Origin of the sequence: Variovorax boronicumulans NBRC 103145 (assembly GCF_001591345.1) — a bacterium.
In the GTDB taxonomy this organism is placed as follows: Bacteria; Pseudomonadota; Gammaproteobacteria; order Burkholderiales; family Burkholderiaceae_C; genus Variovorax; species Variovorax boronicumulans.
This window is the reverse complement of sequence record NZ_BCUS01000088.1, coordinates 1-26,386: the sequence shown is the minus strand read 5'-3', so window position 1 is coordinate 26,386 and position 26,386 is coordinate 1. Positions and strand designations below refer to the sequence as shown.

Below are 26,386 nucleotides of genomic sequence, written 5' to 3'. Positions count from 1 at the left end.
GCCGGGCCAGGCGGCTGCGCGCCGCGTAGGCTGCGAGCAGGGCCAGCAGCGCCAAGGCGTAATAGAGCTTGATATTGGTTTCGGCGGTGTTGAGCGCGCGGCCCTGTTCGGGCGTCGGCAGCACGACAGGCGGCACGCCGGTCCACTGAAACTCGCGCCCCATCGACACGAAGCCCATCGCGGCGGTCACCGGCAGCAGCACGGCCACGGCGAGCAGCGGCGCGAACAGGCGCCGGTAGAGCGGGCGCACGCGCAGCGCGAAGTGCAGGCCGAGGCAGCCGTGGGCCCAGGCGGCGAGCATCATGCCCAGTTGCGCGCCCGCGCCGGCCAGGTCCCACAGGCCCCAGACCACGCGCACGTACGAGCCCTCGATGCCGTAGGCCAGCCAGGCGCCGCGCATGGCGGTGAGGTGGGTGGCCAGCAGCAGCGGCAGCGCAAAGCCCAGCAGCACGCGCAGGGCCTCGAGCGGCGGCATGCGCAGGGTGCGGCGTTCCCACAGGGCGGCCACGGCGAGCACGAGGTGGGTGAGGGCGGCGCCGTACAGCAGCAGCGTGCCGGGCAGGCTGTGCCAGAACTTCTGCACGCCGCGCAGCACGGTCTCGGCCGCGGCGAAGGAGACGATGCCCAGCGAATGGTTCAGCAGGTGCGCCGTGATGTAGGCCATCAGCACCAGCCCGCTCGCCCAGCGGAGGTTGCGCCGTGTCGGCGTTCTCAGCAAAAAAGGGGAAGGAGGGGAACGTCTGTCCATGAACGGGTTCGAAGCGGCACCCGAGCATAATGCGCGCGCCTCGATGACCACCGGCATGGCCCTACCCGAACCCACCCCCCGCTCCAGCCTCGCGCTGCGCCGCATCGCGCTGCTCGAAGGCCTCTCCGACGACCGCTTCGACCATCTGGCGCGCCAGTGCCTGTGGCATAGCGTGGCGGCCGGCAAGCCGCTGATGCTGCGCGCCGACCTGCAGGGCGAGGTGTTCCTGCTGGTGTCGGGCCGCGTGCGCGTGACGACCTACGCGGCCAACGGCCGGCAGGTGACGTTCCGCGATTCGGAGGCCGGTGCGCATTTCGGCGACATTGCGGCGCTGGACGGCGGCCCGCGTTCGGCCGACGTGGTCACGCTCGAACCCTGCGTGGTCGCCAGCCTGGACCGCACGGCCTTCCTGGCGCTGCTGCGCGAGGAGCCGCTGGTGGCCGAGCGCGTGATGCAGCGGCTGGCCGCGCTGGTGCGGCAGCTGTCGGAGCGGGTGATCGACCTGAGCACGCTGGGCGTGCAGAACCGCCTGCATGCCGAGCTGCTGCGCCTGGCGCGCGAGGCGGGCATCGACGGCAACGAGGCCCGGCTGGAGCCCGCGCCCAAGCACGCGGCACTGGCCAGCCAGATCAGCACCAACCGCGAGCAGGTGACCCGCGAACTCAACACGCTGGTGCGCAGCGGCGTGCTGCGCAAGGATGGCAAGGCGCTGGTGGTGGCCGATGCCGAGCGCCTGGCGCTGATGGTGTCGCAGGTGCGCGGCGACTGACGCGGTCCGCTCAGTTCCAGCGGCCGTTGGGACCGGCCACGCTGTAGCGGCCCGCGCCCATCAGCGCCACGCTCAGCGCGCCGAACAGGTACAGGCCCTGCAGCTCCAGCGCCCAGCCGCCCTGCTTGGTCAGTGCGAACAGGTCGGCCATGTGCACGAGGCCGAAGGCGAAGAGCATGTTGATCACCACCACGGCGGCGGCGGCGCGCGTCCACAGGCCCGCGATCATCAAGAGCGGCGCGACGATCTCGCCCACGAACACGAGGTAGGCCAGTCCGCCCGGCAGGCCGGCCTTGGCCAGCATGCCGCTGATGAAGCCGACGCCGGCCGAGAGCTTGAAGATGCCGTGCAGCAGCATCAGCACGCCGACCGACACGCGCAGCACCAGCTTGCCGGCGTCGTCGCGGGCGGCGGGCGTGGCAAGGAACGACGAAGAGGAAGACGCCGAAGCGGCGGAGGCGATCGGGGCAGCCTGGGTGTTCATGGCGAATCCTTGAGTGGAAGAAAAAAGGAAGAAGGCCGCCGCGGACTGCGGCGGTTGCCATGCCAGTGTGAGAGCCCCGCCGCCGCCGGTCGGTGCGTTTACGCACACTTTTCGGCGGTTGGGTCGCCGCCGCCGGGCCTCAGTCGCCCTTGTAGCCCGAGGCCTTGATCACCGGCAGCCAGCGTGCGGCCAGCGCGTCGGTGTAGCGCACCACCTCCTCGCTCGACGCGCCGGGCAGCAGGTCGTAGCCCACGCGGCCGAGCTTTTCGCGCACGTCGGGCAGGGCCAGCACCTTGCGCACGGCCCGATTCCACTGCGCCAGCGTGGCGGGCGCGGTGTTGGCGTGGGCGTACAGCACGTAGCGCGACGAGGCCACCAGCGTCGGGTAGCCCGACTCGGCGAAGGTCGGCACGTCGGGCAGGCCGTCGGCGCGCTTGTCGCCGGCCACGGCCAGCACGCGCAGCTTGCCCGCGCGGTGGTACTCGGTGAGGGTGGTGGTGGCGTCCATGCCCGAGGCCACCTGGCCGCCGATCAGCTCGGTGACCATGGCCGCGCCGCCGCGGTAGGGCACCAGGGTGGCACCGCTGCGCGACAGGGCCACGAAGTCCATGGCCAGGAAGTGCAGCAGCGAGCCCACGGTGGTGATGCCGATCGAGCCCTGGTCGGGATTCGCCTTGGCGGCCTGGACGAACTGGGCCAACGTCTTCACCGGCGAGGCGGCGCTCACGGCCAGGCCGAACTGGATGCCGCTCACGTCGGTCACGGGCTTGAAGTCGGTGGCCGGGTTGAAGCGCATGTTGGCGTAGATCGCGGGGCCGATGAACATCGGGTCGACCGGCGCCAGCAGCATGGTGGTGCCGTCGGCGGGGCTGTTCTTCAGCACCTCGGCCGCCAGGCGCGTGCCGGCGCCGGGGCGGTTGTCGACCATGACGGGGCGGCCGAGCTCGTCCTTGAGCTTTTCGGACAGCAGCCGGCCCATGAAGTCGGCCGGGCCGCCGGCCGGGAAGGGCACGATCAGGCGGTTGACCGCCGGCTGCGCGTTCGCGCCGTACGGCAGCAGGCCGCCCAGGCCCGTGGCCGCTGCCGCGCGGATGAGGCCGCGCCGCGAGAGTGCCGGGCCGGTGGGGAAAGTGAAGGGGGTCATCGAAAGTCTCCGGGTAGTTGGAATCGTTGGAAGAGCGGGAAAAGAAAGGTCACTGCGCGACCAGCGGCGTGAAGCGCGCCGCGTCTTCGAGCACCTGGCCGGCCTCCAGCAGCAGGTCTTCACGAAAGCGCCAGGCCAGCAGCTGCACGCCCATGGGCGCGCCGCCGGCCATGCCGGTGGGCACCGCGAGGCCGGGCATGCCCAGCGCGGCGGTGGCGAGCAGCGGGCTCTGGGCGTCGATGAGGGCGCGGGCGCGCTCCAGGCTGGCGACGTCTTCGTCCTGCGGGCAGGGGCGCTGCCACGACACGGGCATCAGCACCAGCGGATGGGTCAGCATGAACACCGACCAGCTGCGCAGCAGCGCCTGGCGCCGCGCGAGCGCGTCGAGAAAACCGTCGCGGTCGGTCTCGGCCATGCCTTCGAGCAGGTAGCGCTGGCTGCGCCGCATGAGGTCGTCGCCGTGCTGCTCGACGCCCGCGATGATGTTGCGGCGGGTGTCGTCCACGATCAGCGTGCGCCACAGGGCCGCAGCCTCGCCGAAGCAGGGCAGCTCGGCTTCGTCGACCGCGTAGCCCGCCTGCTGCAGCCAGCGCGCGGCGTCGTCCAGCGCCTGCGTGACGGCCGGGTCGACCGGGATGCCCGGCGCGCGCTTGAACAGCGCCACGCGGATCGGGCCGGTGGGGCGCGGCAGCTCGTGCGGCACCGGTACCCAGTTCGGGTCGCGCGCGTCGGGGCGTGCCATGGCCTCGTAGCCCAGTCGCAGGTCGGCGATGCTGCGCGCCAGCGGCCCCTGCACCGACATGAGCTGCGGCGTGATGCCGCGCTCGCTCGTGGCGCTCGGGTTGAAGGCCGGCACGCGGCCGGCGGTGGGGCGCAGGCCGGCCACGCCGCAGGCGTACGCGGGGTAGCGGATCGAGCCGCCGATGTCGTTGCCGTGCGCCAGCGCGCCCATGCCGCTGGCCACCGCCGAGGCCGCGCCGCCGCTGGAACCGCCGGGGGTGATGGCCGCGTCCCACGGGTTCAGCGTGCGGCCGTGCACGCCGTTGTCGGTGAACCAGCGCGAGGAGTAGGTCGCGGTGTTGCTGCGCCCCACGATGACGGCGCCCGCGCTGCGCCAGTGCGCCACCACCGGCGCGTCTTCGCGGGCGATGTGGTCCTTCAGCGGGATCACGCCGTTGGTGGTGGCGCGGCCGGCCTGGTCCACGTTGACCTTGATGCTCACCGGCACGCCGTGCAGCGGGCCCAGCGGCTCTCCGCGCAGGGTGCGCGCGTCGGCGGCGTCGGCGCTGGCCAGGGCTTCGTCGGCCAGCACTTCGGCCAGGGCATTGAGGCGTGGGTTGAGCTCGGCGATGCGCGCGAGCACGCTGGCCGTCACTTCGCGGCAGGACAGCTCGCGGCGGCGCACGGCGTCGGCGAGGTCGGTGGCGCTGCGCTGCCAGAGGGCGGGGGGTGAAGTCATGGTCGGGGTCAGGGAAAGTTCAGGCAAAGGAAACCCCGCACCCCGGCGCGACCGGGGTGAAGGCAAGAGAGAGCAGGGAAGAGGGCGGCGGCGGATCAGCCCACGCCGCGCAGGCGTCAGCCGGTCGGTTTCTTCATGAGCAGGCTGCCGCGGTCGACGCGGGATTCGGCCTCCAGGGCCAGGGCTTCGGCGTGTTCCATGTGCACGCGCATGACCTCGCGCGCACGCGCGGGGTCGCGGGCGCGCAGCGCGTCGAGCAGCTCGGTGTGGCTGTCGACGATCTCCTCGTCGAACTGGTCGAACTCGGTGAGCGCGTTGCGCACGATGATCACGCGGCGGATCACGTCGTTGAGCAGGCGGCACACCAGCGCCAGGAAGGGGCTGCTGCAGGCCTCGGCCAGGCGGTCATGGAACAGCAGGTCGGCCTCGCGGCGCTCGTTCCAGTCGGCGCTGCCGCCGTGGGCCGGGTGGCTGTGGCCGATCAGCGCTTCCAGCGCGGCGAGGTCGGCCTCGGTCAGGCGCGTGGCCACGTTGGCGGCCAGCTCGGGCTCGACCACGCGGCGCAGCGCGTACAGCATCGTGATGTCGACCGGCTGGAAGTACAGGAAGTTCGACACCGCCTGCAGGCACTGCTCGTACGAGGCCTGCGTGAGCGTGGCGCCGCCGTTGGGGCCGGTGCTGATCGCGACCAGCCCCTGCACCTGCAGCGCGGCCAGCGCCTCGCGCACCGTGCCGCGCGACACGCCGAGCTGCTCGATCAGCTCTTTCTCCTGCGGCAGCTTGTTGCCGACCTGCTGCTGGGTCTGCACGACCCAGCGCTTGATGTTGTCGACCACCTGGTCGGAACGCTTCACGCGCTTGTCGCGCGTGAGCGAAGGCTTGGATTGGGAAGGGGGCATCTGCGTTCCGTCTATTTATGATCATAAATGTCATAAATATGGAAAACACTGTCAAGCGGGTTGTCCCGCGAGGCCCGTGCCGGGCGGGCCGTCGGCAGGAAACCGGGCTTCCTGCTACGCTCCCGGACGGCCCGCCTGCCCCTGGCGGGCTTTTTTCTGCGCTGCTGGTTTCCCCATGGTTTTTCCCCTCATCACCGACCCGTCGTTCTACGCGGTCGCCGTCCCCGCCGTGCTGCTGCTCGGCATCAGCAAGAGCGGCTTCGGCGCCGGTTTCGGGTCGCTGGCCGTGCCGATGATGGCGCTGGCCGTCACCGTGCCGCAGGCGGCGGCGATCCTGATGCCGCTGCTGCTGCTCATGGACCTGCTCGGCCTGGCCGCGTTCCGGCGCGACTTCGACCGCTCGCTGCTCAAGTTTCTGATTCCGTTCGGGCTGGTCGGCACGGTGATCGGCACGCTGCTGTTTCGCGTGCTGTCGGCCCACACGGTGGCGGGCATCGTGGGTGTGTTCACGCTGGTGTTTTTGGCGCAGCGCCTGCTGTTCCCGCCCAAGCCCAACGACCCGCTGCCGTCGCGCGCGGTGGGCGCGGTGTTGACGACCGTGTCGGGCTTCACCAGCTTCATCGCGCATGCGGGCGGGCCGCCGATCAACGCCTATGTGATCCCGTTGAAGCTCAAGCCCGTGGTGTTCACGGCGACCATGGCCTACTTCTTCTTCGTGGTGAATCTCAGCAAGTGGATTCCCTACGCGTGGCTCGGCCTGCTCGACTTTCGCACGCTGGCCACCTCGCTCGTGCTGATGCCGATCGCACCGCTGGGCGTGTGGATCGGCATCCGCATTGCACGCCGCATCGATGCGACGTGGTTCTATCGCTTCGTCTATCTGGGCATGCTGCTCACGGGCCTGAAGCTCGTCTACGACGGCTTCCTGGCCTGAGCATGTTCAGAGTTCCACAATACTTTTGAAGCCGCCGAAGATCATGCGTTTGCCGTCGAACGGCAGGTTCTTCATGTCCATCATGGCCTCCAGGCGCGGGTCGGCCATGACCTTCTTGTTGATCGTGTCGCGGTGCTTGCGCGACTTGTAGGTGATCCACGAGAAGGCCACGGTCTCGTCGGCCTTGAGCTTCACGCTTTGAGGGAACGACGTGAGCTTGCCGGGCTTCACGTCGTCGGCGATGCACTCCACGTACTCGAGCGCGCCGTACTCCATCCAGACCTTGCCGGCCTTGCGTGCCAGCTTGCGGTAGGCCTCGACGTTCTTGGTGGGAATGGCGACGATGAATCCGTCTACATAACGAGCCATGTCTGTTCTCCTGAATAGGGGATAGAAACGTTGAAAAAGAAAAAGCGGGGGCTGCATGGCGCCGTCGCGTTCACGACGACGCCGTCTCGCCCGCCGCGCCCGGGGCCGACGCTGCTTCGCTGTGGTTGTTTTGGGTGTGTCCCGGCGAGGCCGGGCGAAGCAGCAGGACCCCGATCAGACCCGCCGCCGCCGCGAACACGGCGCCGACCAGGAATGCCAGGTTGTAGCCACCGGTGAGCGCCAGCGGCATCTGCGCGCCGGCGGTGGCCATGGCGGTGGTGCGTGCCGCCGCGGCGCTGGCCAGCACGGCCAGGCCCAGGGCGCCGCCCATCATGAAGGCGGTGTTGACCACGCCCGAGGCCAGGCCCGAGTCGGCCGGGTCGACCTCGCTCATGGCCGCCAGCAGCACCGGGTTGAAGGCCATGCCCGCGCCCAGGCCCAGCAGCACCATGCCGGGCAGCACGTCGAGCACGAAGCTGCCGTTGACCGGTGCGCGCGCGAACAGCGCCAGCCCGAGGGCCGCGAGCCACAGCCCCGCCGCCAGCGGCTTGCGGATGCCGAAGCGCATCACGATCTTTGCGGAGAGGCCGAGCGAGAACACCGCCATGATCACGTTGGCCGGCAGGAAGGCCAGCCCGATCTGCATCGGCGTGTACTGCAGCACCAGCTGCATGTACAGCGCCGAGATGAAGAACCACGCGAACATGGCCGCGGCCCACAGCACGCCCACCACGTTGGCCACCGACACGCTGCGCAGCCTGAACAGGCCCAGCGGCATCAGCGGATGCTGCACGCGCGCCTCGATGGCGATGAAGGCCGCCAGCAGCACCACGGCCGCGCCGAGCAGGCCCATCGTCTGCGTGGAGCCCCAGCCCGCCTCGTTGCCGTTGACCACGCCGTACACCGCGAGCATCAGCGACGAGGTGACGGTGATGGCGCCGGCCACGTCGAGCTTCTCGCCGTGCGCATGGCCGCGCGCGTTGGGCAGCAGCGCCACGCACAGCGCGTACACCGCCACGCCGATCGGCAGGTTGACCAGGAAGATCCAGTGCCAGCTCAGCGTGCTCGTGAGCAGGCCGCCCAGCAGCACGCCGATGCTGCCGCCGCCCGCGCACACGAAGCCGTACACGCCCATCGCCTTGGCGCGGTCGGCCGGTTCGGTGAACAGGTTCATGATGAGCGAGAGCGCCACCGCCGACACCACCGCGCCGCCCAGGCCCTGCACCGCGCGCGCCGCCACCAGCAGGCCCTGCGAGGTCGAGACCCCGCAGGCCAGCGAGGCCAGCGTGAACAGCACCAGGCCCGCGAGGAACACGCGGCGGTGGCCGTACAGGTCGCCCAGCCGCCCGCCCAGCAGCAGGAAGCCGCCGAAGGTCAGCATGTAGGCGTTCACCACCCAGACCAATGACGTCTCGGAAAAGCCGAGGTCGGTGCGGATCGAAGGCAACGCCACGTTCACGATCGTGGTGTCCAGCACGATCATCAGCACGCCCAGGCACAGCACCATCAGGGCGAGCCAGCGCTTTCGGTTGTCGAGGGTTTCGGTCATGGAAGGTGCTTCCTGCGAAGAAGGGAAAAAGTAGAGAGAGGCGACTCCGTGCTCAGACCAGCGCCTTGCCGCCGTTGATGAGCCACGGCGTGCCGAAGCGGTCGGTCACCATGCCGAAGCCTTCGACCCAGAAGGTCTTCTCGAAAGGCATGCCGATCGAGCCGCCGTCGGCGAAGGCGTCGAAGATGCGCCGCGCCTCGGCCACGGTGTCGAGCGTGAGCGCCACGCCGAAGCCCTTCATGCCTTCGAAGGGTTGGCCCGGCATGGTGTCGGAGGCCATGAGGATGCCGTCGCCGTAGGTGAGCGACGCATGCATGATCCGTTTCTTGGCCTCGGCCGGCATCTGCTCGGTGTCGGGCGCTTCGCCGACGGTCATCATCATCTGCATGGTGCCGCGCAGCGTCTTCTCGTAAAAGCGCATGGCCTCGGCGGCGTTGCCGTCGAACGTGAGGTAAGCGTTGATGGGGGACATGAGAGTTCCTTGAATGATTGAGGTGAGTCGATGAGGGGAGGAGGCGTTTACTTTTCGGTTGCGCTCTTCAGATTGGCCAGGCCCGCCTCGAAGTCCTTGCCGATCATCTGGTCCATGTCGAAGAAGATGCCCATGAGCTTGGCCATGTAGGGGCTCGGGCCGTACATGGCCCAGGTGACCTGTGTGGCGCCGCCTTGCGGCTGCAGCGTGAACTCGGCCGTGTTGTGGCCTTCGAAGGGCTTCACGAAATCGAGCTTGATCGCAACCTTCGACGCCGGCTGCGACTCGGTGATTTCCATCGTGCCCGCGCCCGCCTTGCTGTTGCCTTCCCAGGCGTAGGTCGCGCCCTTGCCGCTGGCGGCGCCGCCGTAGCTGCGCTTCATGGCCGGGTCGAGCTTCTCGTAGGGCGACCACGCGCTCCAGCGGTGGAAGTCGTCGATCAGCGGAAAGATTTTTTCGGCCGGTGCCTCGATGCGCGTGGTGCGCTCGACGCGAAAGCTGTCGGGCCGCGTGGCGCCGTAGATGAGCAGCGCGGCAATCAGCGCGAGGACGGCGAGGACGATGGTCTTGAGCATGATGAAAAAAAGCGTGTGGGAAGAGTGAAGAGCAGACTCCCGCGCATCACGCGGCGGCCGGGTCCGCCACCAGCAGCCAGCCCACGCCGAAGCGGTCGCTGAGCATGCCGAAGCTGGTGGTGAAGAAGGTCGGGATCAGCGGCTGCATCACCTGGCCACCATCGGCCAGTGCGTCGAACCACTTGCGGGCGTCGGCGTCGCTGTCGGCCGACAGCGACAGCATGATTCCCTTGAACTCGGCCTGGCCGGAGCAGCGTCCGTCGGACAGCATGAGCTCGGTCTGGCCGATGCGCAAGACCGAATGCATCACTTTGTCAGGGCCGGGCATGCCGCCGGCGCAGCCGGCTTCGGGGTTGCCCTCGGGGCCGCCGGTGGCCGGCGCCTCGCTGTAGCGCATCAGTTGCACGACCTCGGCGCCGAGCGCCTTCTTGTAGAAGGCGATGGCTTCGTCGCAACGGCCTTCGAAGGACAGGTAAGACTGGACTTTCATGGCGTTTCCTTTTGGTTGGTTCACGGGCACAACGGGTCTGCGCGAAAACAATGGAATTACTTTGTGTACACCGTCCACAAAGAATAGCAGAGATAATGGACAGTGTCCACATGGAGTCGCGATGAAGCTCAACAACGTTCCCGAAAGCCTGCCGCCCGCGCGCAGCACCTACCGCCACGGCGATCTGCGCCGTGCGTTGCTGGATGCGGGCATCGAACTGGCGCGGGACGGGGGCCCCAGTGCCGTGGTGCTGCGCGAGGCCACGCGCCGCGTGGGCGTGGTGCCGAACGCGGCGTATCGTCACTTCGCCAGCCGGCACGACCTGCTGCTGGCGGTGCGAGCCGCGGCGCTGTCGGAGGCGGCCAAGGCGATGGAGGGCGAGCTCGCCGTGCTGCCCTGCGACCAGCCGCCCGCCGACTTCGCGCGCGCCCAGGTGCGCGCCATCGGCACCGCTTATCTGCGCTTTGCGCAGGCGCAGCCGGGGCTGTTTCGCACGGCCTTCGTGGTGTCGGAAGACGCGCAGGGCGACGTCGGTCCCGACGGCGCGGGCGCCAGCGGCATGAACCCGTTCGAGTTGTTGGGCGCGGCCGTCGACCGGCTCGTGGACGCGGGCCTGCTCGACCCGGCGCGGCGCCCGGGCGCCGAATACCTCGCGTGGTCGGCGGTGCACGGGCTGGCGTTGCTCATCATCGACGGCCCGCTGCGCGGGGTCGACGCAACGGCCACGCATGCGCTTGGGCAGCGCCTCATCGACATGGTGGAACGCGGCCTGTAGCCGCAGCGTCGCCGCGCTCCGGTCTCAGAGATAGATCTTCTGCAGCAGCTTGATGAGCGTCTCGCGCTCGCGCGTGCTCAGGCGGCTGCTGGCTTCGGTTTCCAGTTGCACCACGGCCTGCTCGGCCTCGCGGATCAGCGTCTCGCCGGCCGGCGTGAGGTGCAGGCCGACGGCGCGGCCGTCGTGCGGATGCGGCCGCCGTTCGATGAGGCCGCGGCCGTCCAGCGTGGCCACCAGGCTCACGAGGTTGGGCGGCAGGATGTCCAGCGTGTTGCACAGCTGCCGCGAGGTGGCGCCCGGGTTGTGCGCCAGCAGCGAGAGCACCGAGAAGTCGATCTGCTTGAGGCCGTAGGGCGCCATGCGGTCGGCGAACACGGTGCTCACGATCAGCCAGGCGCGCCGGGCGTTGTAGCCGACCAGCCCTTCGAGCACGCGGGCGTCGAGCCGGTCCGTGCGAGGCGACGGCGCAGCGGCGGATTCGGTTTTGGCGGACGGTGTTTTCGCGGGAGGAGGCATGCGGCGAGCGTAACCGCGCGTTGCTTTCTCGAACAACTAGCGTGACGCCTCTTGTGCGGAATGCGCCAGTGCGACACCCTCACAAGCCCGCTTGACGATGCCCAGGCGCATCTCGAACTCGGGCAGCACCCAGCGCCGGAAGGCCGCCGCGGCGCGAAGGCGATCCGCATCGGCGGGCGCGGCCACCTCGATGCGGGCCCAGGCCCACGCCATGAGCGTGAGGGCGGTCACGCGCAGGAAGTCGTCCGCCACCTCGTACGGCAGCACGGGGTTGGCGTGCGCTGCCATCGCCACCGTGGTGCCCAGGTAGCGCAGCTGCGCCAGCCGGCGCTGCACGTCGGCATCGGCCTCGCGCGAGGCGTCGAGCGTGTCGCGCAACTCGAGCAGCACGGCCGACAGCGCCGCGCCGCCGTCGGGCAGCACCTTGCGCACCAGCAGGTCGATGGCCTGGATCTCGTTCGTGCCCTCGTAGATCATGGTCACGCGCGCGTCGCGCACCACCTGCTCGACGCCCCATTCGCGCACGTAGCCGTGGCCGCCGAACACCTGCAGGCAGTCGCTCGCGCCGTGGAAGGCCTGGTGCGTGCAGGCAGCCTTGAGCACCGGCGTGACCAGCGAGCACCAGCGCTGCGCGCGCTCGCGCGCCTTGGGGTCGGCGTCGTGCGTGGCGATGTCGAGCATCAGCGCGCTCCGGTAGGCCAGCGCGCGCGAGCCGTCGATCCAGGCGCGCTGCGTGTCGAGGATGCGGCGCACGGCGGGGTGCTCGGCGATCAGGTCGGCTGCTTCGGTGCCGCGGCTTGCGGGCACGGGGCCGGGTGTGCGCATCTGGCGGCGTTCGGCGGCGTAGGCGTCGGCCTTCTGCCAGGCGGCGTCGAGCAGGCCGATGCCCTGCAGCGCCACGTGCAGGCGGGCCGCGTTCATCATCACGAACATCGCGGCCAGTCCGCGACCGGGTTCGCCGACCAGCCAGCCGGTGGCGTCGTCGAAGCGCATCGTGCAGGTCGGGCTGCCGTGCAGGCCCATCTTTTCTTCGATGCGCTCGCAGTGCACCGCGTTGCGTGCGCCGTCGGGCAACACCTTGGGCACGAGCGCCAGCGACAGGCCCTTGGGCCCCGCCGGTGCATCGGGCAGGCGGCACAGCACGAGGTGCACGATGTTCGGCGTGAGGTCGTGCTCGCCGCCTGAAATGAAGATCTTGCCGCCGTTCACGCGCACGCTGCCGTCGGCCTGCGCCGTGGCGCGCGTGCGCACCTGGCCGAGGTCGCTGCCGGCGTGGGCTTCGGTGAGGCACATGGTCGCGAGCCATTCGCCGGTTGCGATCTTCTGCAAATAGCGCGCCTTCAATTCGTCGCTGCCGTGGTGCTTGAGGCAGGCGTACGCGCCGTGCAGCAGCCCCGGCGCCATGGTGAAGCCGTGGTTCGCGGCGCTGAGCCATTCGTAGAGGATGGCTTCGAGCACCGCGGGCAGGCCCTGGCCGCCGTCTTCGGTGGCGGCCGACAGCGCGGGCCAGCCGCCGTCCACGAAGGCCTGGTAGGCCGCGCGAAAGCCCGGTGGCGTGACGACCTCTCCGCTGTCGAAGCGGCAACCCACCTCGTCGCCCTCGCGGTTCAGCGGCGCGATCACCTCGCCGACGAAGCGTGCGGCTTCTTCGAGCACCTGCGACTGCAGCGGCTCGTCGACCTCCGCGAAGGGCGCGAGGGCACGCAGGCGCGTGGGCGCATCGAGCACCGCGTTCAACAGGAAGCGGACGTCTTCGGGGCGAGGCTGGTAATGCATGGGGTTCAGGACTCGGCGGTGAAGCCGATCTTCTTGACCAGCGGGCCCCAGCGTTCGTACTCGGACTGCAGTGACTTCTTCATCTCCTCGGGCGAGGAGCCGTGCGCGATCAGGCCCACCGACAGCAGGCCGTCGGCCACGGCCTTGTCCTTCAGCGCGGCCTGGATCGCGGTGCTCGCGACGGCGATGGTCGCGGCCGGCGTCTTGGCCGGTGCGAAGAAACCGAACCACTCGTCGGCCACGATCTCGGGGAAGCCTTGCTCGGTGAAGGTGGGCACGTCGGGCAGGTAGGCGGGGCGTTGCGCGCCCGAGGTGGCGAGCACGCGCAGCTTGCCGGCCTTGGCGAACGGCAGGCAGTCGCCCGCGGGCGTCAGGCACGAGGCGATCTGGCCGCCCACCACGTCGTTGATGCCGGGCAGCGAGCCGCGATACGGCACGTGGCGCAGGTCGGTGCCGGTGCTCAGGCCCAGCAGCGCGCCCAGGAAGTGCGGCGTGGAGCCCGCGCCCGGCGAGCCGTAGCTGGCCTGGCCGGGGTTGGCCTTGGCCCAGGCGATGTAGTCCTTCAGCGTCTTCACGCTGGCCGGCACCATCGGGCCGACGGCCAGGCCGTGCGTCATCACGGCGCCGATGGAGATGGGCGCGAAGTCGGGGATGGCGTAGCTGAGCTTGGTATAGATGTGCGGGTAGATCGACAGCGCCGAGGCCTGCGCGAGGCACAGCACCGAACCGTCGGCCGGCGAGGTCTTCAGCGTGTCGAGTGCGATGCGCCCGCCCGCGCCGGGCTTGTTCTCGACCACCGGGTTGGTGGCGGTGAAGGGCGTGTTGCCCAGCTTGTCGGCCACGCGGCGGGCCACGCTGTCGCCCGCGCTGCCGGCCGGGAAGCCGTAGTAGATCTTCACCTGCTGCTGCACCGCCTGGGCGAGTGCGGCAAGGGGATGCAATGCGGCGAGCGCGGCGGTGCCGCCGAGCGCCGCCGTGAATTGGCGTCGGGTGGTCATGGTCTTGTCTCCTGGTTGTCTGCGGGGGCGGGAATCAGCGCGGCGCCATGCGCAAGGCGCCGTCGAGGCGAATCACTTCGCCGTTCAAGTGGCCGTTGGTGACGATGTGGCAAGCCAGCTCGGCGAACTCCGACGGCTTGCCCAGGCGCGGCGGGAACGGGATCGAGGCGGCCAGCGAGTGCTGCACCGGCTCGGGCAGTTCCAGCAGCAGCGGCGTGGCGAAGAGGCCGGGCGCCACGGTGCACACGCGGATGGCGTGCTGCGCGAGGTCGCGCGCCATCGGCAGGGTCATGCCGACGAGGCCGCCCTTCGACGCGCTGTAGGCCTGCTGGCCCACCTGGCCGTCGAAGGCCGCGACCGAGGCGGTGAAGAGCATCACGCCCTTTTCGCCGTTGTCGAGCGCGTCGAGCTTGGCGCAGCGCGCGGCAAAGAGGCGCGCCATGTTGTAGCCGCCGATCAGGTTGATGTTGACCACGCGCACGAAGTCTTCGAGCGGCGCCGGGTTGCCGTCCTTGCCGACGATGCGCTTGGCGCTGCCGATGCCGGCGACGTTCATCAGGATGCGCGCGGGGCCGTGTGCGGCTTGCGCCTTGTCGAGCGCGGCGTTCACGCTGTCGGTGTCGGTGATGTCGCAGACGCAGGCGACGCCGCCGATTTCTGCAGCCACCTTTTCGGCGAGTGCGGCATTGCGGTCGAGCACCGCGACCTTGGCGCCCAGGCGAGCGAGTTCGCGCGCGGTGGCCTCGCCGAGGCCCGAGGCGCCGCCGGTGACGAGTGCGGCTTGTCCTTCGATCTTCATGGGTTGTCTCCTGATGGGGTTAGCGGGGCTTGAGCGTGAAAGGCAGCGTGTCGGCGTGCAGCGCGTCGGCCAGCGCGGCGCGGTGCTTGAGCACGGCGCGCTGGTTGATCGAGCCCTTGTCGGTCACTTCGCCCTTGTCGATCGACGGCGGCTCGGCCATCAGGTGCAGCCGCGCGATGCGGTTGGCGCTGCCGGTGGCGCCGGCCGCGAGCGTGTCCACCACCTGCTGGAAGTGCGCCTGCACGGACGCGCTTTCGAGCACCTGCTGCAGCGGGGCGTCGGCGGGCAAGTCGCAGAGCTGGCGCACCTTCTGCGTAGTGAAGATCAGCGCGCCGACTTCCTTCAGGTTGATGCCCGTGAGCACCGCGTCCTGCACGTAGGGCGAGCCGGCCGCGATGATCTTCGCGCGCAGCGGGCCCACGCTCACGAAGGTGCCGGTGGCGAGCTTGAAGTCTTCGGCGATGCGGCCGTCGAAGCGCAGGCCGCGATGGATGTCGCAGTCGTCGATCCACTTCACCGCGTCGCCGGTGGAGAAGAAGCCTTCGTCATCGAAGGCCTCGGCCGTGGCTTCGGGCGCGCGCCAGTAGCCGGGCGTGATGTTGGGGCCGCGGTAGCGCACCTCGGTCTTGCCGTCGACCTCGATCAGCTTGAGCTCGATGCCGGCGGCCGGCAGGCCCACGTCGCCCGACTTCACATCGGGGCCGGTCACGTACAGCGCGAAGGGGCCCGACTCGGTCATGCCCAGGCCGGTGCCCATCACGATGCGCTCGCCGACTTCCGATTCCTGCGTGCGGTGCAGGCTGTCCCACACGGGCTGCGCAAGCGCCGCGCCCGAGTAGAAGAACATCTTCACGCGCGACAGCAGGTTGCGGCGCAGCACGGCGTCGGTTTCCATCGCGTTGGCGATGGCTTCGAAGCCGGTGGGCACGTTGAAGTAGATGGTGGGCGCGATCTCGCGCAGGTTGCGCAGCGTCTCGGCCATGCCGGTGGGCGTGGGCTTGCCGTCGTCGATGAACAGCGTGCCGCCGTTGTCCAGCACGATGCCCACGTTGTGGTTGCCGCCGAAGGTGTGGTTCCAGGGCAGCCAGTCGACCAGCACGGGCGGCTCGTCGCCCAGGGCGGGAATCGACTGGCGCAGCTGCTGCTGGTTGGCGCACCACATGCGGTGCGTGTTGATCACCGCCTTGGGCATCTTGGTCGAGCCCGAGGTGAAAAGGAACTTGGTGATGGTGTCGGGGCCGGTCGCCTGCATCGCCGCGTCGATGGCGGGCGTGGCCGGCGTGGCGGCGAGCACGTCGAAGCGCGTGGTGGCGCGGCCTTCGAGCGTGCCTTCGGCGAGCACGACCTCGGTGCCGGCCGGCACGGTGGCCGCGATGGCCTTGGCGAAGCGCGCGGCGTCGGCCGCGAACACCAGGCCGGGCGTGAGCGTGTCGATGACGTGGCGCAGCTTGTCGTAGTCCTGGCTCACGATCGCATAGGGCGGCGACACGGGGCAGTAGGGCACGCCCGCGTAGAGGCAGCCCAGCGCGAGCAGCGCGTGCTCGATGCCGTTCTCGCTGAGGATCACGACCGGGCGCTCGGCGTTCAGGCCGCGATCGAGCAGGGCTTGTCCGATACCGCGCGCTTCTTCCAGCGCCTGCGCATAGCTCACGCGCAGCCAGTCGCCGGTGCGGCCGTCGGGCAGGCGCTCGCGGCGCGCGATGAAGGTGCGATCGGGCGCGACCTGCGCCCAGTGCGCGAGCCGGTCGGTCATGCGCTCGCGGTAGGCCTGCAGCGGCGTCTCGGCCGTGAGGTAGCGCGTGCCCGGCGCGCCGTCGCGCAGCACCGCGCGCGTCACGCCGAAGGCCAGCGGGCGGTAGCGGACGGCGGTCATCCCTTGCTCACCTTGGCACCACGGCCTTCGAGGAAGTCGCGCACGCGTGCCTTGGCCTCGGGCGCGGCCTGGACGATGCCGGACATCAGCGCCTCGGTGAAGAAGCCGTGGTCGGCCGATTGCTCGGAGATGCGCGGCAGCGCGTGCATCAGCGCGTAGTTGGTGAGCGGCGCGTTGGTGGCGATGCGCTTGGCAAGCTCCAGGGCCTTGTCGAAGGCGGTGCCTTCGTCGACCAGGTACTGCGCGAAGTTGGCGCGCTCACCGTCTTCGGCGTTGTAGACGCGGCCCGTCATCATCATGTCGGTCATGCGGGCCACGCCGATCAGCTTGGGGATGCGCACCGAACCGCCGCCGCCCACGAAGATGCCGCGCGAACCTTCGGGCAGCGCGTAGAAGGTGGAGCGGTCGGCCACGCGGATGTGGCAGGCGCTGGCCAGCTCGAGCCCGCCGCCGACCACCGCGCCGTGCAGCGCCGCCACCACCGGCACCGGGCCGTGCTGGATCAGGTCGAGCGCGCTGTGCCACAGGCGCGAGTGCTGCATGCCCTGGCCGGCGTCGCGTTCCTTGAGCTCGCTCAGGTCCAGGCCGGCGCAGAAATGCGGGCCCTCGCCGTCGAGCACGGCCGCGCGCACCGTGGCGGGCAGCGTCTCGAAGGTGTCGCGCAGCGCGAGGATCAGGCCGTCGGACAGCGCGTTGCGCTTGGCGCCGCGCGTGAGACGAACGATGGCGACGTCGTCGCGGATGTCGAGGTGAAGGTCTGGATTGGTCATGATGGTGTCCGGGGTTGCGTTGGATTATGGTTATGAGAAATAATCAATTCAAGGCATTGGAGCCTCCCGAAACCTAGGGACTTACCCGAACCGGAGACAACGACATGGACCCACGGAACCTGATCGCGATCGACATCCACACCCACGCCGAAGTGAGCTGCTGGAACCCTTTCGACAACTACGGCGAGGAATACGACCGCGCGGCCGACAAGTTCTTCGGCTCGAACCGCCGCCCCACCATCGCCGAGAGCGTGGCGTACTACCGTGAAAGGAAGATCGGGCTGGTGATGTTCATGGTCGACGCCGAGTCGAACATGGGCCGCCGGCGCATCCCGAACGAGGAGATCGCCGAGGCGGCGCAGCAGAACAGCGACATCATGATTGCCTTCGGCAGCGTCGATCCGCACAAGGGAAAGATGGGCGCGCGCGAGGCGCGCCGGCTCATCGAGGAGCACGGCGTGAAGGGCTTCAAGTTCCACCCGACCGTGCAGGGCTACCACCCCTACGACCGCATGGCCTGGCCGATCTACGAGGTGATCGCCGAGTACAAGCTGCCGGCCATCTTCCACACCGGCCACAGCGGCATCGGCTCGGGCATGCGCTGCGGCGGCGGCCTGCGGCTGGAGTACAGCAACCCGATGCACCTGGACGACGTGGCCATCGACTTCCCCGACATGCAGATCGTCATGGCCCACCCCAGCTTCCCCTGGCAGGACGAGGCGCTCAGCGTGGCCACGCACAAACCCAACGTGTGGATCGACCTGTCGGGCTGGAGCCCCAAGTACTTTCCGAAGCAGCTGGTGCAGTACGCCAACACGCTGCTCAAGGACCGCGTGCTGTTCGGCAGCGACTACCCGCTGATCACGCCCGACCGCTGGATGAAGGACTTCGAGGCCGCCGGCTTCAAGCCCGAGGTGATGCCCGGCATCCTCAAGGACAACGCGGTGCGCCTGCTGGGGCTCGGCACCCCGGCGGCCTGAGGGTCAGGCGGCGCGGGGTGCTGCTTCGTTCCAGTGCGGCTCCCACAGCGCCGCGCCGCGTTCGAACACGGCGGCCAGCTCCTTCTTGCGGCGCTGCGCCACCGCGGTGATCAAGGCATTGCAGACCGACAGCGCCGCCGTGTACGAATCGAAGGGCGAGGCGCTGGAGGTGCGCACCGGCAGCAGGTGATCGGCGGAGGCCGCGGCGGGTGCCGTGGGGCTGTCGGTGACCATGACGACCTTCGCGCCCTTCTCGCGGAAGTAGGCCGCCGTGCGCGCGATCGCGAGCGAGTGGCGGCGGAAGGTGAGCGTGAGCAGCAGATCGTTGTCGTCGATGCGCAGCAGCTGGTCTTCGAGCGGCAACGCGCCCGCGCCGCCCAGCAGCCGCACGTCGGGCAGGCACAGGTTCAGGTTCAGCGCAAGGTGGCTGGCCAGCGGCAGGCCGTTGCGCTGGCCGAGCACGTGCACGCGCACCTTGCGCTGCGTGAGCAGCTTCACCGCCGCCTCGAACGCGCCCACGTCGAGCGCCGCGAAGGTGGCGGCCAGGTTGTGCTGGTCGTGCAGCAGCGCGTTGTCCAGGCAGCTGCGCACGGAGGTGTCGTCGCCGATGACCGCGTCGGCGCGCGTGGCGGGCGAGGCGAGCAGGGCGGTGACTTCGGCGCGCGCCTCCATCTGCGCCTGGGCGTAGCTCTCGTAGCCCAGCTTGGCGAGCAGCCGCACCACGGTCGAGGCGCTGGTGCCCACCTTTCTTGCAAGGCTCGTTGCAGATTCGAGCAGCCCCTGCGGGTGGTGCGCCTGCAATTCCTCGATCAGGCGTCGCTCGCTTTTCGTGAGCTTCTTGCCATAGCCCGAGATGCGCTGGTTCAGGCTGGGGGCGGCGGGGGTGTCTGCGTGCGGCATCGGAGAAACCTCATGTTTGCAACGAGTATTGCAAAAATAGAGCCTGCTTGCAAAAATGAATGCACGATTTCGGCCGGACCTGTCCGCCCGATTGCCCGCTTCTTCTGCAGAAAGACCTTGCCATGCGTTCCACCACCCCCGCCGTGCCCGCCCTGCGCCGGCGCGAGATCCTCGGCGCCGGCCTGACGGCGGCGCTGCTGCCCCTGTCCGCGCGCGCCCAGGCCTTTCCGGCCCGCCCGGTCACGCTGGTGGTGCCGTTCCCGGCCGGCGGCTCGGTCGACCTGATCGCGCGGTTGTACGCCGAGCCGCTGTCGAAGGCGCTGGGCACGCCGGTGGTCATCGACAACCGCGCCGGCGCCGGCGGCTCCATCGCCAGCGCCCAGGTGGCACGCGCCAAGCCCGACGGCTACACGCTCGTGGTGTCGTCGCAGAGCTCGCACCTGGCCAACCCGCTGACGCAGGCCAACCCGGGCTACGACCCGATCAAGGATTTCCTGTCGATCAGCCAGCTCGCGCGCTCCATCAACGTGCTGCTGGTGAACCCGGCCGTGCCCGCCAAGACCTTCAAGGAGTTCGTGGCGCTGGTGAAGTCGCGCCCGGGCGAACTCAACTTCTGCAGCGCCGGGCCGGGCAGCATGGGCCAGCTCAACGTGGAACTGATGAAGTCGCAGCTGCAGCTCAACGCCACGCATGTGCCCTACCGCGGCGGCGGCCCGCTGGTGACCGCGCTGATCTCCAACGAAGTGCAGTTCGGCCTGGACAACCTCGCGCCCTTCCTGCCGCACATCCAGGCCGGCAAGCTGCGCGCGCTGGCCGTGGCTTCGCCCACGCGCGTCGCGGCGCTGCCCGACGTGCCGACCTTCACGGAGCTGGGCTATCCGGTGCTGAACACCACCTCGTGGATCGGCCTGGCCGCGCCCGCGAAGACGCCGCCCGAGGTCATCGCCGCGCTGCACAAGGCGGTGCGCACGGTGGCCGACCAGCCGACGATGGTCGAGGCGCTGCTGGCGCGCGGCTCGCTCGCACCCGAGGCGCAGTCGCCCGCGCAGTTCACGGCCATGATGTCGGAGCGGCTCGCGCTGTACGGCGAGATGGTCAAGCGCGCGGGCATCCGCGGCGAGTGAGCGGGTGGCTGGTTCCATGACGCAGACACTGCCGACCTTCGCACCCGACACCGCACCGCTGGAGGTGCTCCCGCGCGACCTCTCGGCCTACCGCCAGGGCAACACCGGCATCGACTACGTGCACCGCTTCGCATCCGGCAAGCCGGGCCCGCACGTGCTCGTCAACGCCCTCACGCACGGCAACGAGATCTGCGGCATGGTCGCGGCCACGCACCTGCTCGACAGCGGCGTGCGCCCGAAGATCGGCACGCTCACCGTGAGCTTCGCGAACGTCGAGGCCTACGAGGCCTTCGACATCGACCGGCCCTACGAGAACCGCCAGCTGGTGCACAACCTGAACCGCATCTGGTCGCCCGAGCTGCTCGACGGCACCGGGGACAGCCCCGAGCTGCGCCGCGCGCGCGAGCTGCGGCCGGTGCTCGACGCGGCCGACTACGTGCTGGACATCCATTCCACGCGCGCGCCCGTGCAGCCCTTCCGGGTCTACCCGGAGTTCGAACGCAATGCAGGGTTGGCGCAGGCCGTCGGCGGCCCGGCGGTGCACCTCGTGATGCCCGTGGGCGCCGCGCCCGGCACGGGCGTCACGGCGTATGGCCGGCACGGCGAGCCGGGCATCGACGGCGGCGCGGTGGTGGTCGAGTGCGGCCAGCATTTCGCGCAGTCGGCGGCCGACCTGGCCACCGACGTGTCGCTGCGCTTTCTGGCGCACCTCGGGCTCGTCGACCCGGTGCCGCGCGTGCCGGTGCCGGTGGCCGCGCGCCGCTTCCGGCTGCTTGAGGTCCACATGGTCACGTCGGACGACTTCGCCTTCGTGCGCCCCGTGCTCGGCTTCGAGACCTTCGACCAGGGTGAACTGATCGCGGTGCAGGCCGGGCGCGAGATCCGTTCGCCCTGCGACGGCTGCACGATCTTCATGCCGACCCGCGCGCCGGTGATCGGCCGCGAGGGTGTGTACCTGACCGTGCCCGTCTGACCTGGGGCCTCAGGACGCCTTCGCGTCGCCCGCTGGTTCGTCTTCGCCGAGCCGGTCCCAGTCCTGGCCCGAGCGCAGCTTGCGCTCCTCGCGCTCGCGGGCCATCTGCTCCTCGAACTGCTGGCGGCCCGCCTTGTTGGCGGCGATCAGCTTGGCGCGGTCCTTGTAGTGCGGGTAGATCTCGTCGCTGAGCTTGAGGTTTCGCTGGCGGAAACGCATCGAGGCCTCGCGCGCCTCGGCCGCCGGCCAGCCCAGCGCCTCCAGCGCCGAGCGCGCGCTGCGCAGCGACGACTCGAACACCTCGCGCTCGATGTCCTGCACGCCGCGGTCGCGCAGCTGGAACAGGTGGGTCACGTTGCGTGCGCGCGCAATGATGCGCGCCTGCGGGAAGTTCTCGCGCACCAGGTCGACGATGTCCAGCGACTGCTCGATGTCGTCCACCGCCACCACGATGGCGCGCGCCGTGCCCGCGCCCGCGGTGCGCAGCAGGTCCAGCCGCGTGGCATCGCCGTAGAACACCCGGAAGCCGAACTGGCGCAGGCCTTCGACGGTGTCGGCGTCGTGGTCGAGCACCGTCACGCGCAGGCCCTGCGACATCAGCAGGCGACCGACGATCTGGCCGTAGCGCCCGAAGCCGCAGATCAGCACCTTGGCATCCTGCTGCTCCGAAATCTCTTCGAGCTGCGGCCCGCCCGCGTGGCTGTAGCGCGGCAGCACGAACTTGTCGAGCAGCACCAGCAGGAGCGGCGACAGCAGCATCGACAGCGCCACCGCGCCGATCAGCAGCGAGGTGGTCTGCGGCGGCAGCACGTCGGGCCCGGCGGCCTGGAACACCACGAAGGCGAACTCGCCGCCCTGCGCCAGCAGCAGCGTGAACACCGGCCGCTCCTGGTAGGCCAGGCCCATCGCCTTGGCCAGCGCGTAGATCACCACCAGCTTGATGACCAGGAAGCTCACCACCAGCAGCGCCATGACCCCCGGGTTGGCCAGCAGCACGCCGAAGTTGATCGACATGCCCACCGCGATGAAGAACAGCCCCAGCAGCAGGCCCTTGAAGGGCTCGATGTCGGTCTCGAGCTCGCGCCGGTACTCGCTCTCGGCCAGCAGCACGCCGGCAAGGAAGGCGCCCAGCGCCATCGACAGCCCGACGAACTGCATCAGCGCCGCGATGGCCACCACCAGCAGCAGCGCGGCGGCGGTGAAGATCTCGGGCGTGTCGCTGCGCGCGATCCAGCGCAGGATGGGGCGCAGCAGCAGCCGGCCGCCGAGGATGATGCCGGCGATCACGCCGACGATCTTCAGCGCCTCGAGCGCGCGGTCCAGGCCGCTCACGGCCTGCTCGGCCGCCGTGGCGCCGGCCAGCAGCGGCAGCAGCGCGAGGATCGGGATCGCCGCCACGTCCTGGAACAGCAGGATCGAGAAACCGGCCTGCCCGCTGGGCGTCTTGAGCAGGTTGCGTTCGCCGAACACCTGCAGCGCGATGGCGGTGGACGACAGCGCCAGCCCGAGGGCGGCCACCAGCGCCACGCGCCACGGTGCGCCCACGGCCCAGCCGACGGCGAACAGCACCGCCGCGCAGCTGAGCACCTGCGCCGACCCCCAGCCGAAGATCGGGCGGCGCAGGCTCCACAGGCGCTTGGGCTCGAGTTCGAGGCCGACCAGGAACAGCATCAGCACCACGCCGAACTCGGCGAAATGCAGCACGTCTTCGACGCTGGACACGAGGCCCAGGCCCCAGGGGCCGATGGCGATGCCGGCCACGAGGTAGCCGATGATCGAACCCAGGCCCAGGGCCTTGGACAGCGGCACCACCAGCACGGCGGCGCTCAGGTAGATCAGGCTGCTGGTCAGCCAGGCGGGTGCGTGTTCCATGCTCAGGCCGCCTTGTGGGTGCTGTTGCTGCCGTTGGCGACGGCCAGGCCGTGCGTCATGGCGCTGTGGAATGCGCCGGCCATCACCTGGCCCACGTCGTCGGATTCGGCGGGGCGGTCGGTCTCGGGCACCGGGCAGGCGATGCAGGCATCGAGCTCGTCCATCTCGGGCCACACCGGGTAGCTCTCCAGGCGCTGCACGAACACCTCGACGTGCGCGGCCACCTCGGCCTCGCTGGCGCGTCGCGCGCCGTGCAGCAGCAGCGGCGGCAGGAAGCGCATGCCGCACAGCGCGGCGGTCTGCTCGTAGGGCGGCAGGAAGGCGTCGAAGAAGTAGCGGTTGTAGCTTTGCGGGTGGTAGCTCGGCTCGGGGCCGCCGGTGGTGGCGACCAGCCAGCAGTCCTTGCCCTGCAGCGCGGTGCCGCCGGGGCCGTAGGCCCAGCCGTAGCCCAGCACGTCGTCGACCCAGAGCTTTTGCAGCGGCGGCATCGAGTACCACTGGATCGGGTGCAGCAGCACTACCAGGTCCGCGCGCGCCAGCCGCTCGCGTTCGACCTCGACGTCGATGGCGAAATCGGGGTAGCTGCCGTACAGGTCGTTCACGTCGGCGCCCGGCACGCGCTGCGCGGCGGCGAACAGCCGTCGGTTCACGCGCGAGTCGCGCCAGTGGGGGTGGGCCGCCAGCACATAGATGCTGCTGGCGGGGTTCTCCGCGGATGTTGTTGTCGTCATGTGGCGAACATAACGCAGACGGCCCGCCGTCGCCGACGCGCCACCCGGGGCGACTACCATCGCCCCCTGTTCCAGTTCTGGAGGAGATCCTCATGCCGGTGGTTCTGGTCGCCAATCCCAAGGGGGGCGTGGGCAAGTCGACGATTGCAACGAACATCGCGGGCTACTTCGCGAGCCGCGGCCATGCCGTGATGCTCGGCGACGTGGACCGCCAGCAGTCCTCGCGGCTGTGGCTCGGCCTGCGCCCGCCGCAGGCCCGCCCCATCGCCACCTGGGAAGCCACCGGCGACAGCACCGTGGTGCGCCCGCCGCGCGGCACCACCCACGCGGTGCTCGACACGCCGGCCGGCCTGCACGGCTGGCGCTTCAAGGAGGTGCTGGCGCTGGCCGACCGCGTGATCGTGCCGCTGCAGCCGAGCATCTTCGACATCTACGCCACGCGCGATTTCCTGGACCGCCTGATGGAAAGCCGCCGCGCCGAGAAGACCCGCATCGGCCTGGTCGGCATGCGCGTGAACGCCCGCACGCTGGCGGCCGACCGGCTGCACGAGTTCATCGCCGGCCTGGGCGTGCCCGTGCTGGGCGAACTGCGCGACACGCAGAACTACGTGCAGCTGGCCGCGCGCGGGCTCACGTTGTTCGACATTGCGCCGGGGCGCGTTCAGCGCGACCTGGAGCAATGGCAGCCGATCTGCGAATGGCTCGACGCCTGATCCCCGGATTTCCCTGATTCCCGGTTGTCGCAAGTCCGACAGCCAGCCTTGTGCCCTTGGCACCAGAATGCCCCGCATGACCAAAAAGACATTCCAGACCCTTCAGGATCTCGCCGCCTGCGTCGGCCAGGAAGTCGCCGTGAGCGACTGGATCAGCGTGACGCAGCAGCAGGTCAACCAGTTCGCCGAGGCGACGGGCGACCACCAGTGGATCCACGTCGATGTGGAGCGGGCCAAGTCCGGCCCCTTCGGCGCGCCGATCGCGCACGGGTTTCTCACCTTGTCGCTGCTGCCGAAGTTCTTCGAGACGGCCATCGACGTGGTCGAGTCGCGCATGGGCGTGAACTACGGCCTGAACCGCGTGCGCTTCATGTCGCCGGTGCCCGTGGGCCAGCGCCTGCGCGCCCGCATGAAGCTGCTGAGCGCCGAGCCGATTCCCAACAACGGCCTGCAGATGACCTGGGAAACCACCATCGAACTCGAAGGCGCCGCCAAGCCGGCGTGCGTCGCCGAGTCGGTGGTGCGCCGCTTTCCCTGAGCGGACTTTTTCTTCTTCTCTCTACTTACATCCGGCGGTCGGTGACTTCGCCGTAGGCGGCGGCGCCCTGTCGGGTGATGCCGACGGCGCTCGCGCGCACCGCCGCACGGTCGACGTTGCCCGCGGTCGGGCGGGCCACGCCGGTGCCGCCGTTGCTGATCTGCAGCGGCTGCAGGGCTTGCTGCTGGACCTGGGCGCGCGTCAGCGAGGACTGGAAGGGCGCGGGCGGCAGCGGGTTCTGCTCGCCCTGGAAGGCATGGGCGCCGCCGGCGAAGGCGAGGGCGGCGAGGGTGATGAGGCGCAGAGTGGTGTGCATGGCGGGACTCCTTGGCAGTCAGCGTTGAGGGGGCGGATGCCGGTGCGAATCACCGGCATGCCTTCCCATACGCCGCGCGGCACCGATCGGATGTGCCCCTGCCGCGTGAAGGGCCGTCAGGCGAAACCGTTTTGCCGCCAGGCCTCGAACACCGTGACCGCCACCGCGTTCGACAAATTCAGGCTGCGCTGGCCGGCGCGCATCGGCAGCCGCAGACGCTGCGCTTCGGCAAAGCCGTCGCGGATCGCGGGCGGCAGGCCGGCGGTTTCCGAGCCGAACACCAGCCAGTCGCCGGGCTGGAAGCGCACGTCGTGCACGGGGCGGGAGCCGCGTGTGGTCAGCGCGAACATGCGCTCGGCCGGCGGTCGCTGCGTGGCCAGCAGCGCGGCCCAGTCGGCGTGGCGCTTGACCTCGGCGTACTCGTGGTAGTCGAGCCCGGCGCGGCGCAGCAGGCGGTCGTCCATCGAAAAGCCGAGCGGCTCCACCAGGTGCAGCGTGCAGCCGGTGTTGGCCGCGAGCCGGATCACGTTGCCGGTGTTCGGCGGAATTTCAGGGTGGACCAGGACGATATGGAACATGCGCCGATTGTCGCGGGCGCTGCCGGTGGTTTCAGCGCGGCGGATCGGTCCGCGCCAGCACCATGCCGGTGATGTGTGCCGCGCCCGCCAGGCGCAAGGTGGCGGCCGCGGCGAACAGCGAGGCGCCGCTGGTCATCACGTCGTCCACCAGCACCACGCGCCGCCCCCGCAGGCCGTCGGCGCGCATCGGTTCCACGGCGAAGGCGCCGCGCAGGTTGCGCAGCCGGTCGGCGCGCGGCAGGCCGCTTTGCGCGGGCAGGCT

General features: G+C 69.9%; 29 protein-coding genes and 1 pseudogene. 8 read left to right on the top strand and 22 right to left on the bottom strand.

From position 1 onward, the window contains the following. A pseudogene (locus VBO01S_RS22390) lies at nt 1-664 on the bottom strand (adenylate/guanylate cyclase domain-containing protein); the annotation flags it as partial. A 127-nt stretch (nt 665-791) separates the two neighbouring features. Between VBO01S_RS22390 and VBO01S_RS22385 the strand changes: the two are divergent. After that, nucleotides 792-1,517, top strand: coding sequence for a Crp/Fnr family transcriptional regulator (locus VBO01S_RS22385; RefSeq protein WP_082818234.1), 726 nt, complete (start codon nt 792-794; stop codon nt 1,515-1,517). 10 nt (nt 1,518-1,527) lie between these two features. Here VBO01S_RS22385 and VBO01S_RS22380 read toward each other — a convergent pair whose 3' ends face one another. The 4 genes from VBO01S_RS22380 to VBO01S_RS22365 form a co-directional block, all read right to left on the bottom strand. Further along, nucleotides 1,528-2,001 (bottom strand): DoxX family protein, encoded by a 474-nt coding sequence (locus VBO01S_RS22380; protein ID WP_062479555.1) that lies wholly within the window; start codon nt 1,999-2,001, stop codon nt 1,528-1,530. Nucleotides 2,002-2,140: 139 nt separating this feature from the next. Next, on the bottom strand, nt 2,141-3,145 hold the full coding sequence (locus VBO01S_RS22375) for a tripartite tricarboxylate transporter substrate-binding protein (RefSeq protein ID WP_062479552.1): 1,005 nt from the start codon (nt 3,143-3,145) through the stop codon (nt 2,141-2,143). A gap of 49 nt (nt 3,146-3,194) precedes the next feature. Beyond that, complete coding sequence (locus tag VBO01S_RS22370; RefSeq protein ID WP_062479549.1) at nt 3,195-4,604, bottom strand: amidase family protein; 1,410 nt, start codon at nt 4,602-4,604, stop codon at nt 3,195-3,197. A gap of 116 nt (nt 4,605-4,720) precedes the next feature. Next, nucleotides 4,721-5,503, bottom strand: coding sequence for a FadR/GntR family transcriptional regulator (locus tag VBO01S_RS22365; RefSeq protein WP_062479546.1), 783 nt, complete (start codon nt 5,501-5,503; stop codon nt 4,721-4,723). Between the two features lie 175 nt (nt 5,504-5,678). On the opposite strand from VBO01S_RS22365, the gene VBO01S_RS22360 reads away from it, so the two are divergent. Further along, nucleotides 5,679-6,437 (top strand): sulfite exporter TauE/SafE family protein, encoded by a 759-nt coding sequence (locus tag VBO01S_RS22360; RefSeq protein WP_062479543.1) that lies wholly within the window; start codon nt 5,679-5,681, stop codon nt 6,435-6,437. A gap of 6 nt (nt 6,438-6,443) precedes the next feature. On the opposite strand, the gene VBO01S_RS22355 is transcribed toward VBO01S_RS22360, so the two are convergent. The 5 genes from VBO01S_RS22355 to VBO01S_RS22335 form a co-directional block, all read right to left on the bottom strand. Continuing rightward, complete coding sequence (locus tag VBO01S_RS22355) at nt 6,444-6,806, bottom strand: DUF1428 domain-containing protein (RefSeq protein WP_062479540.1); 363 nt, start codon at nt 6,804-6,806, stop codon at nt 6,444-6,446. A 70-nt stretch (nt 6,807-6,876) separates the two neighbouring features. After that, entirely contained in the window at nt 6,877-8,355 is a 1,479-nt protein-coding gene (locus VBO01S_RS22350; protein WP_062479538.1) for a DHA2 family efflux MFS transporter permease subunit, read from the bottom strand. 52 nt (nt 8,356-8,407) lie between these two features. Beyond that, nucleotides 8,408-8,827 (bottom strand): VOC family protein, encoded by a 420-nt coding sequence (locus VBO01S_RS22345; protein ID WP_062479535.1) that lies wholly within the window; start codon nt 8,825-8,827, stop codon nt 8,408-8,410. A 47-nt stretch (nt 8,828-8,874) separates the two neighbouring features. Next, the gene (locus VBO01S_RS22340) at nt 8,875-9,402 is read right to left on the bottom strand and encodes an SRPBCC family protein (RefSeq protein ID WP_062479532.1); all 528 of its coding nucleotides are present in this window, start codon (nt 9,400-9,402) and stop codon (nt 8,875-8,877) included. Between the two features lie 46 nt (nt 9,403-9,448). Beyond that, a complete protein-coding gene (locus VBO01S_RS22335; RefSeq protein WP_062479529.1) occupies nt 9,449-9,892 on the bottom strand; it encodes a VOC family protein in 444 nt (147 codons plus the stop codon). Between the two features lie 121 nt (nt 9,893-10,013). Here VBO01S_RS22335 and VBO01S_RS22330 point away from each other — a divergent pair, with 121 nt between their 5' ends. Beyond that, a complete protein-coding gene (locus VBO01S_RS22330; RefSeq protein ID WP_062479525.1) occupies nt 10,014-10,667 on the top strand; it encodes a TetR/AcrR family transcriptional regulator in 654 nt (217 codons plus the stop codon). A gap of 24 nt (nt 10,668-10,691) precedes the next feature. On the opposite strand, the gene VBO01S_RS22325 is transcribed toward VBO01S_RS22330, so the two are convergent. The 6 genes from VBO01S_RS22325 to VBO01S_RS22300 are packed head-to-tail and all read right to left on the bottom strand — an operon-like array spanning nt 10,692 to nt 17,399. Beyond that, nucleotides 10,692-11,183, bottom strand: a complete 492-nt coding sequence (locus VBO01S_RS22325; protein WP_062479522.1) for a MarR family winged helix-turn-helix transcriptional regulator — start codon at nt 11,181-11,183, stop codon at nt 10,692-10,694. A gap of 36 nt (nt 11,184-11,219) precedes the next feature. Further along, complete coding sequence (locus VBO01S_RS22320; protein WP_062479519.1) at nt 11,220-12,959, bottom strand: acyl-CoA dehydrogenase family protein; 1,740 nt, start codon at nt 12,957-12,959, stop codon at nt 11,220-11,222. A gap of 5 nt (nt 12,960-12,964) precedes the next feature. After that, complete coding sequence (locus tag VBO01S_RS22315) at nt 12,965-13,957, bottom strand: Bug family tripartite tricarboxylate transporter substrate binding protein (RefSeq protein ID WP_062479517.1); 993 nt, start codon at nt 13,955-13,957, stop codon at nt 12,965-12,967. A 34-nt stretch (nt 13,958-13,991) separates the two neighbouring features. After that, on the bottom strand, nt 13,992-14,756 hold the full coding sequence (locus tag VBO01S_RS22310; RefSeq protein WP_062479514.1) for an SDR family NAD(P)-dependent oxidoreductase: 765 nt from the start codon (nt 14,754-14,756) through the stop codon (nt 13,992-13,994). A gap of 19 nt (nt 14,757-14,775) precedes the next feature. Continuing rightward, the gene (locus VBO01S_RS22305; RefSeq protein ID WP_062479511.1) at nt 14,776-16,629 is read right to left on the bottom strand and encodes a feruloyl-CoA synthase; all 1,854 of its coding nucleotides are present in this window, start codon (nt 16,627-16,629) and stop codon (nt 14,776-14,778) included. Then, on the bottom strand, nt 16,626-17,399 hold the full coding sequence (locus VBO01S_RS22300; protein WP_062479508.1) for a crotonase/enoyl-CoA hydratase family protein: 774 nt from the start codon (nt 17,397-17,399) through the stop codon (nt 16,626-16,628). The genes VBO01S_RS22305 and VBO01S_RS22300 overlap by 4 nt, the downstream gene beginning before the upstream one ends. A gap of 104 nt (nt 17,400-17,503) precedes the next feature. Between VBO01S_RS22300 and VBO01S_RS22295 the strand changes: the two genes are divergently transcribed. Further along, entirely contained in the window at nt 17,504-18,379 is an 876-nt protein-coding gene (locus VBO01S_RS22295) for an amidohydrolase family protein (RefSeq protein ID WP_062479505.1), read from the top strand. A gap of 3 nt (nt 18,380-18,382) precedes the next feature. On the opposite strand, the gene VBO01S_RS22290 is transcribed toward VBO01S_RS22295, so the two are convergent. After that, nucleotides 18,383-19,279 carry a MurR/RpiR family transcriptional regulator gene (locus VBO01S_RS22290; protein WP_062479502.1) on the bottom strand — a complete coding sequence of 299 codons (897 nt, stop codon included), beginning with the start codon at nt 19,277-19,279 and terminating at the stop codon, nt 18,383-18,385. A gap of 122 nt (nt 19,280-19,401) precedes the next feature. On the opposite strand from VBO01S_RS22290, the gene VBO01S_RS22285 reads away from it, so the two are divergent. Next, the gene (locus VBO01S_RS22285; RefSeq protein WP_062479498.1) at nt 19,402-20,403 is read left to right on the top strand and encodes a Bug family tripartite tricarboxylate transporter substrate binding protein; all 1,002 of its coding nucleotides are present in this window, start codon (nt 19,402-19,404) and stop codon (nt 20,401-20,403) included. 16 nt (nt 20,404-20,419) lie between these two features. Continuing rightward, complete coding sequence (locus VBO01S_RS22280) at nt 20,420-21,376, top strand: M14 family metallopeptidase (RefSeq protein WP_062479495.1); 957 nt, start codon at nt 20,420-20,422, stop codon at nt 21,374-21,376. Nucleotides 21,377-21,385: 9 nt separating this feature from the next. Here the strand turns inward: VBO01S_RS22280 and kefC are convergent, their stop codons facing one another. Then, entirely contained in the window at nt 21,386-23,248 is a 1,863-nt protein-coding gene (kefC, locus tag VBO01S_RS22275; protein WP_062479493.1) for a glutathione-regulated potassium-efflux system protein KefC, read from the bottom strand. A 2-nt stretch (nt 23,249-23,250) separates the two neighbouring features. Further along, nucleotides 23,251-23,979 (bottom strand): glutathione-regulated potassium-efflux system oxidoreductase KefF, encoded by a 729-nt coding sequence (kefF, locus tag VBO01S_RS22270; RefSeq protein WP_062479490.1) that lies wholly within the window; start codon nt 23,977-23,979, stop codon nt 23,251-23,253. Between the two features lie 92 nt (nt 23,980-24,071). Between kefF and VBO01S_RS22265 the strand changes: the two genes are divergently transcribed. Further along, nucleotides 24,072-24,692: a nucleotide-binding protein gene (locus VBO01S_RS22265; RefSeq protein ID WP_062479488.1), complete on the top strand. Its 621-nt coding sequence runs from the start codon at nt 24,072-24,074 to the stop codon at nt 24,690-24,692. A 67-nt stretch (nt 24,693-24,759) separates the two neighbouring features. Then, entirely contained in the window at nt 24,760-25,230 is a 471-nt protein-coding gene (locus tag VBO01S_RS22260) for a MaoC family dehydratase (RefSeq protein ID WP_062479484.1), read from the top strand. A 25-nt stretch (nt 25,231-25,255) separates the two neighbouring features. On the opposite strand, the gene VBO01S_RS22255 is transcribed toward VBO01S_RS22260, so the two are convergent. From VBO01S_RS22255 to VBO01S_RS22245, 3 genes are all read right to left on the bottom strand, one after another. Then, complete coding sequence (locus VBO01S_RS22255; RefSeq protein ID WP_062479481.1) at nt 25,256-25,546, bottom strand: DUF4148 domain-containing protein; 291 nt, start codon at nt 25,544-25,546, stop codon at nt 25,256-25,258. 116 nt (nt 25,547-25,662) lie between these two features. Next, the gene (gene trmL, locus VBO01S_RS22250) at nt 25,663-26,124 is read right to left on the bottom strand and encodes a tRNA (uridine(34)/cytosine(34)/5-carboxymethylaminomethyluridine(34)-2'-O)-methyltransferase TrmL (protein ID WP_062479478.1); all 462 of its coding nucleotides are present in this window, start codon (nt 26,122-26,124) and stop codon (nt 25,663-25,665) included. 31 nt (nt 26,125-26,155) lie between these two features. Next, nucleotides 26,156-26,386: ComF family protein (locus VBO01S_RS22245; RefSeq protein WP_169805076.1), on the bottom strand; the 231-nt coding region annotated here is incomplete at its 5' end.

Bases quoted from the DNA above. Each gene is read 5' to 3' on its own strand.
- VBO01S_RS22340 (WP_062479532.1), bottom strand. From the start codon at position 9,402: ATGCTCAAGACCATCGTCCTCGCCGTCCTCGCGCTGATTGCCGCGCTG.
- VBO01S_RS22380 (WP_062479555.1), bottom strand. From the start codon at position 2,001: ATGAACACCCAGGCTGCCCCGATCGCCTCCGCCGCTTCGGCGTCTTCC.
- VBO01S_RS22315 (WP_062479517.1), bottom strand. From the start codon at position 13,957: ATGACCACCCGACGCCAATTCACGGCGGCGCTCGGCGGCACCGCCGCG.
- kefF (WP_062479490.1), bottom strand. From the start codon at position 23,979: ATGACGACAACAACATCCGCGGAGAACCCCGCCAGCAGCATCTATGTG.
- VBO01S_RS22290 (WP_062479502.1), bottom strand. From the start codon at position 19,279: ATGCCGCACGCAGACACCCCCGCCGCCCCCAGCCTGAACCAGCGCATC.
- VBO01S_RS22295 (WP_062479505.1), top strand. From the start codon at position 17,504: ATGGACCCACGGAACCTGATCGCGATCGACATCCACACCCACGCCGAA.
- VBO01S_RS22305 (WP_062479511.1), bottom strand. From the start codon at position 16,629: ATGACCGCCGTCCGCTACCGCCCGCTGGCCTTCGGCGTGACGCGCGCG.
- VBO01S_RS22280 (WP_062479495.1), top strand. From the start codon at position 20,420: ATGACGCAGACACTGCCGACCTTCGCACCCGACACCGCACCGCTGGAG.
- trmL (WP_062479478.1), bottom strand. From the start codon at position 26,124: ATGTTCCATATCGTCCTGGTCCACCCTGAAATTCCGCCGAACACCGGC.
- VBO01S_RS22330 (WP_062479525.1), top strand. From the start codon at position 10,014: ATGAAGCTCAACAACGTTCCCGAAAGCCTGCCGCCCGCGCGCAGCACC.
- kefC (WP_062479493.1), bottom strand. From the start codon at position 23,248: ATGGAACACGCACCCGCCTGGCTGACCAGCAGCCTGATCTACCTGAGC.
- VBO01S_RS22355 (WP_062479540.1), bottom strand. From the start codon at position 6,806: ATGGCTCGTTATGTAGACGGATTCATCGTCGCCATTCCCACCAAGAAC.
- VBO01S_RS22285 (WP_062479498.1), top strand. From the start codon at position 19,402: ATGCGTTCCACCACCCCCGCCGTGCCCGCCCTGCGCCGGCGCGAGATC.
- VBO01S_RS22385 (WP_082818234.1), top strand. From the start codon at position 792: ATGACCACCGGCATGGCCCTACCCGAACCCACCCCCCGCTCCAGCCTC.
- VBO01S_RS22350 (WP_062479538.1), bottom strand. From the start codon at position 8,355: ATGACCGAAACCCTCGACAACCGAAAGCGCTGGCTCGCCCTGATGGTG.
- VBO01S_RS22365 (WP_062479546.1), bottom strand. From the start codon at position 5,503: ATGCCCCCTTCCCAATCCAAGCCTTCGCTCACGCGCGACAAGCGCGTG.
- VBO01S_RS22370 (WP_062479549.1), bottom strand. From the start codon at position 4,604: ATGACTTCACCCCCCGCCCTCTGGCAGCGCAGCGCCACCGACCTCGCC.
- VBO01S_RS22260 (WP_062479484.1), top strand. From the start codon at position 24,760: ATGCCCCGCATGACCAAAAAGACATTCCAGACCCTTCAGGATCTCGCC.
- VBO01S_RS22375 (WP_062479552.1), bottom strand. From the start codon at position 3,145: ATGACCCCCTTCACTTTCCCCACCGGCCCGGCACTCTCGCGGCGCGGC.
- VBO01S_RS22320 (WP_062479519.1), bottom strand. From the start codon at position 12,959: ATGCATTACCAGCCTCGCCCCGAAGACGTCCGCTTCCTGTTGAACGCG.
- VBO01S_RS22325 (WP_062479522.1), bottom strand. From the start codon at position 11,183: ATGCCTCCTCCCGCGAAAACACCGTCCGCCAAAACCGAATCCGCCGCT.
- VBO01S_RS22335 (WP_062479529.1), bottom strand. From the start codon at position 9,892: ATGAAAGTCCAGTCTTACCTGTCCTTCGAAGGCCGTTGCGACGAAGCC.
- VBO01S_RS22300 (WP_062479508.1), bottom strand. From the start codon at position 17,399: ATGACCAATCCAGACCTTCACCTCGACATCCGCGACGACGTCGCCATC.
- VBO01S_RS22345 (WP_062479535.1), bottom strand. From the start codon at position 8,827: ATGTCCCCCATCAACGCTTACCTCACGTTCGACGGCAACGCCGCCGAG.
- VBO01S_RS22265 (WP_062479488.1), top strand. From the start codon at position 24,072: ATGCCGGTGGTTCTGGTCGCCAATCCCAAGGGGGGCGTGGGCAAGTCG.
- VBO01S_RS22310 (WP_062479514.1), bottom strand. From the start codon at position 14,756: ATGAAGATCGAAGGACAAGCCGCACTCGTCACCGGCGGCGCCTCGGGC.
- VBO01S_RS22255 (WP_062479481.1), bottom strand. From the start codon at position 25,546: ATGCACACCACTCTGCGCCTCATCACCCTCGCCGCCCTCGCCTTCGCC.
- VBO01S_RS22360 (WP_062479543.1), top strand. From the start codon at position 5,679: ATGGTTTTTCCCCTCATCACCGACCCGTCGTTCTACGCGGTCGCCGTC.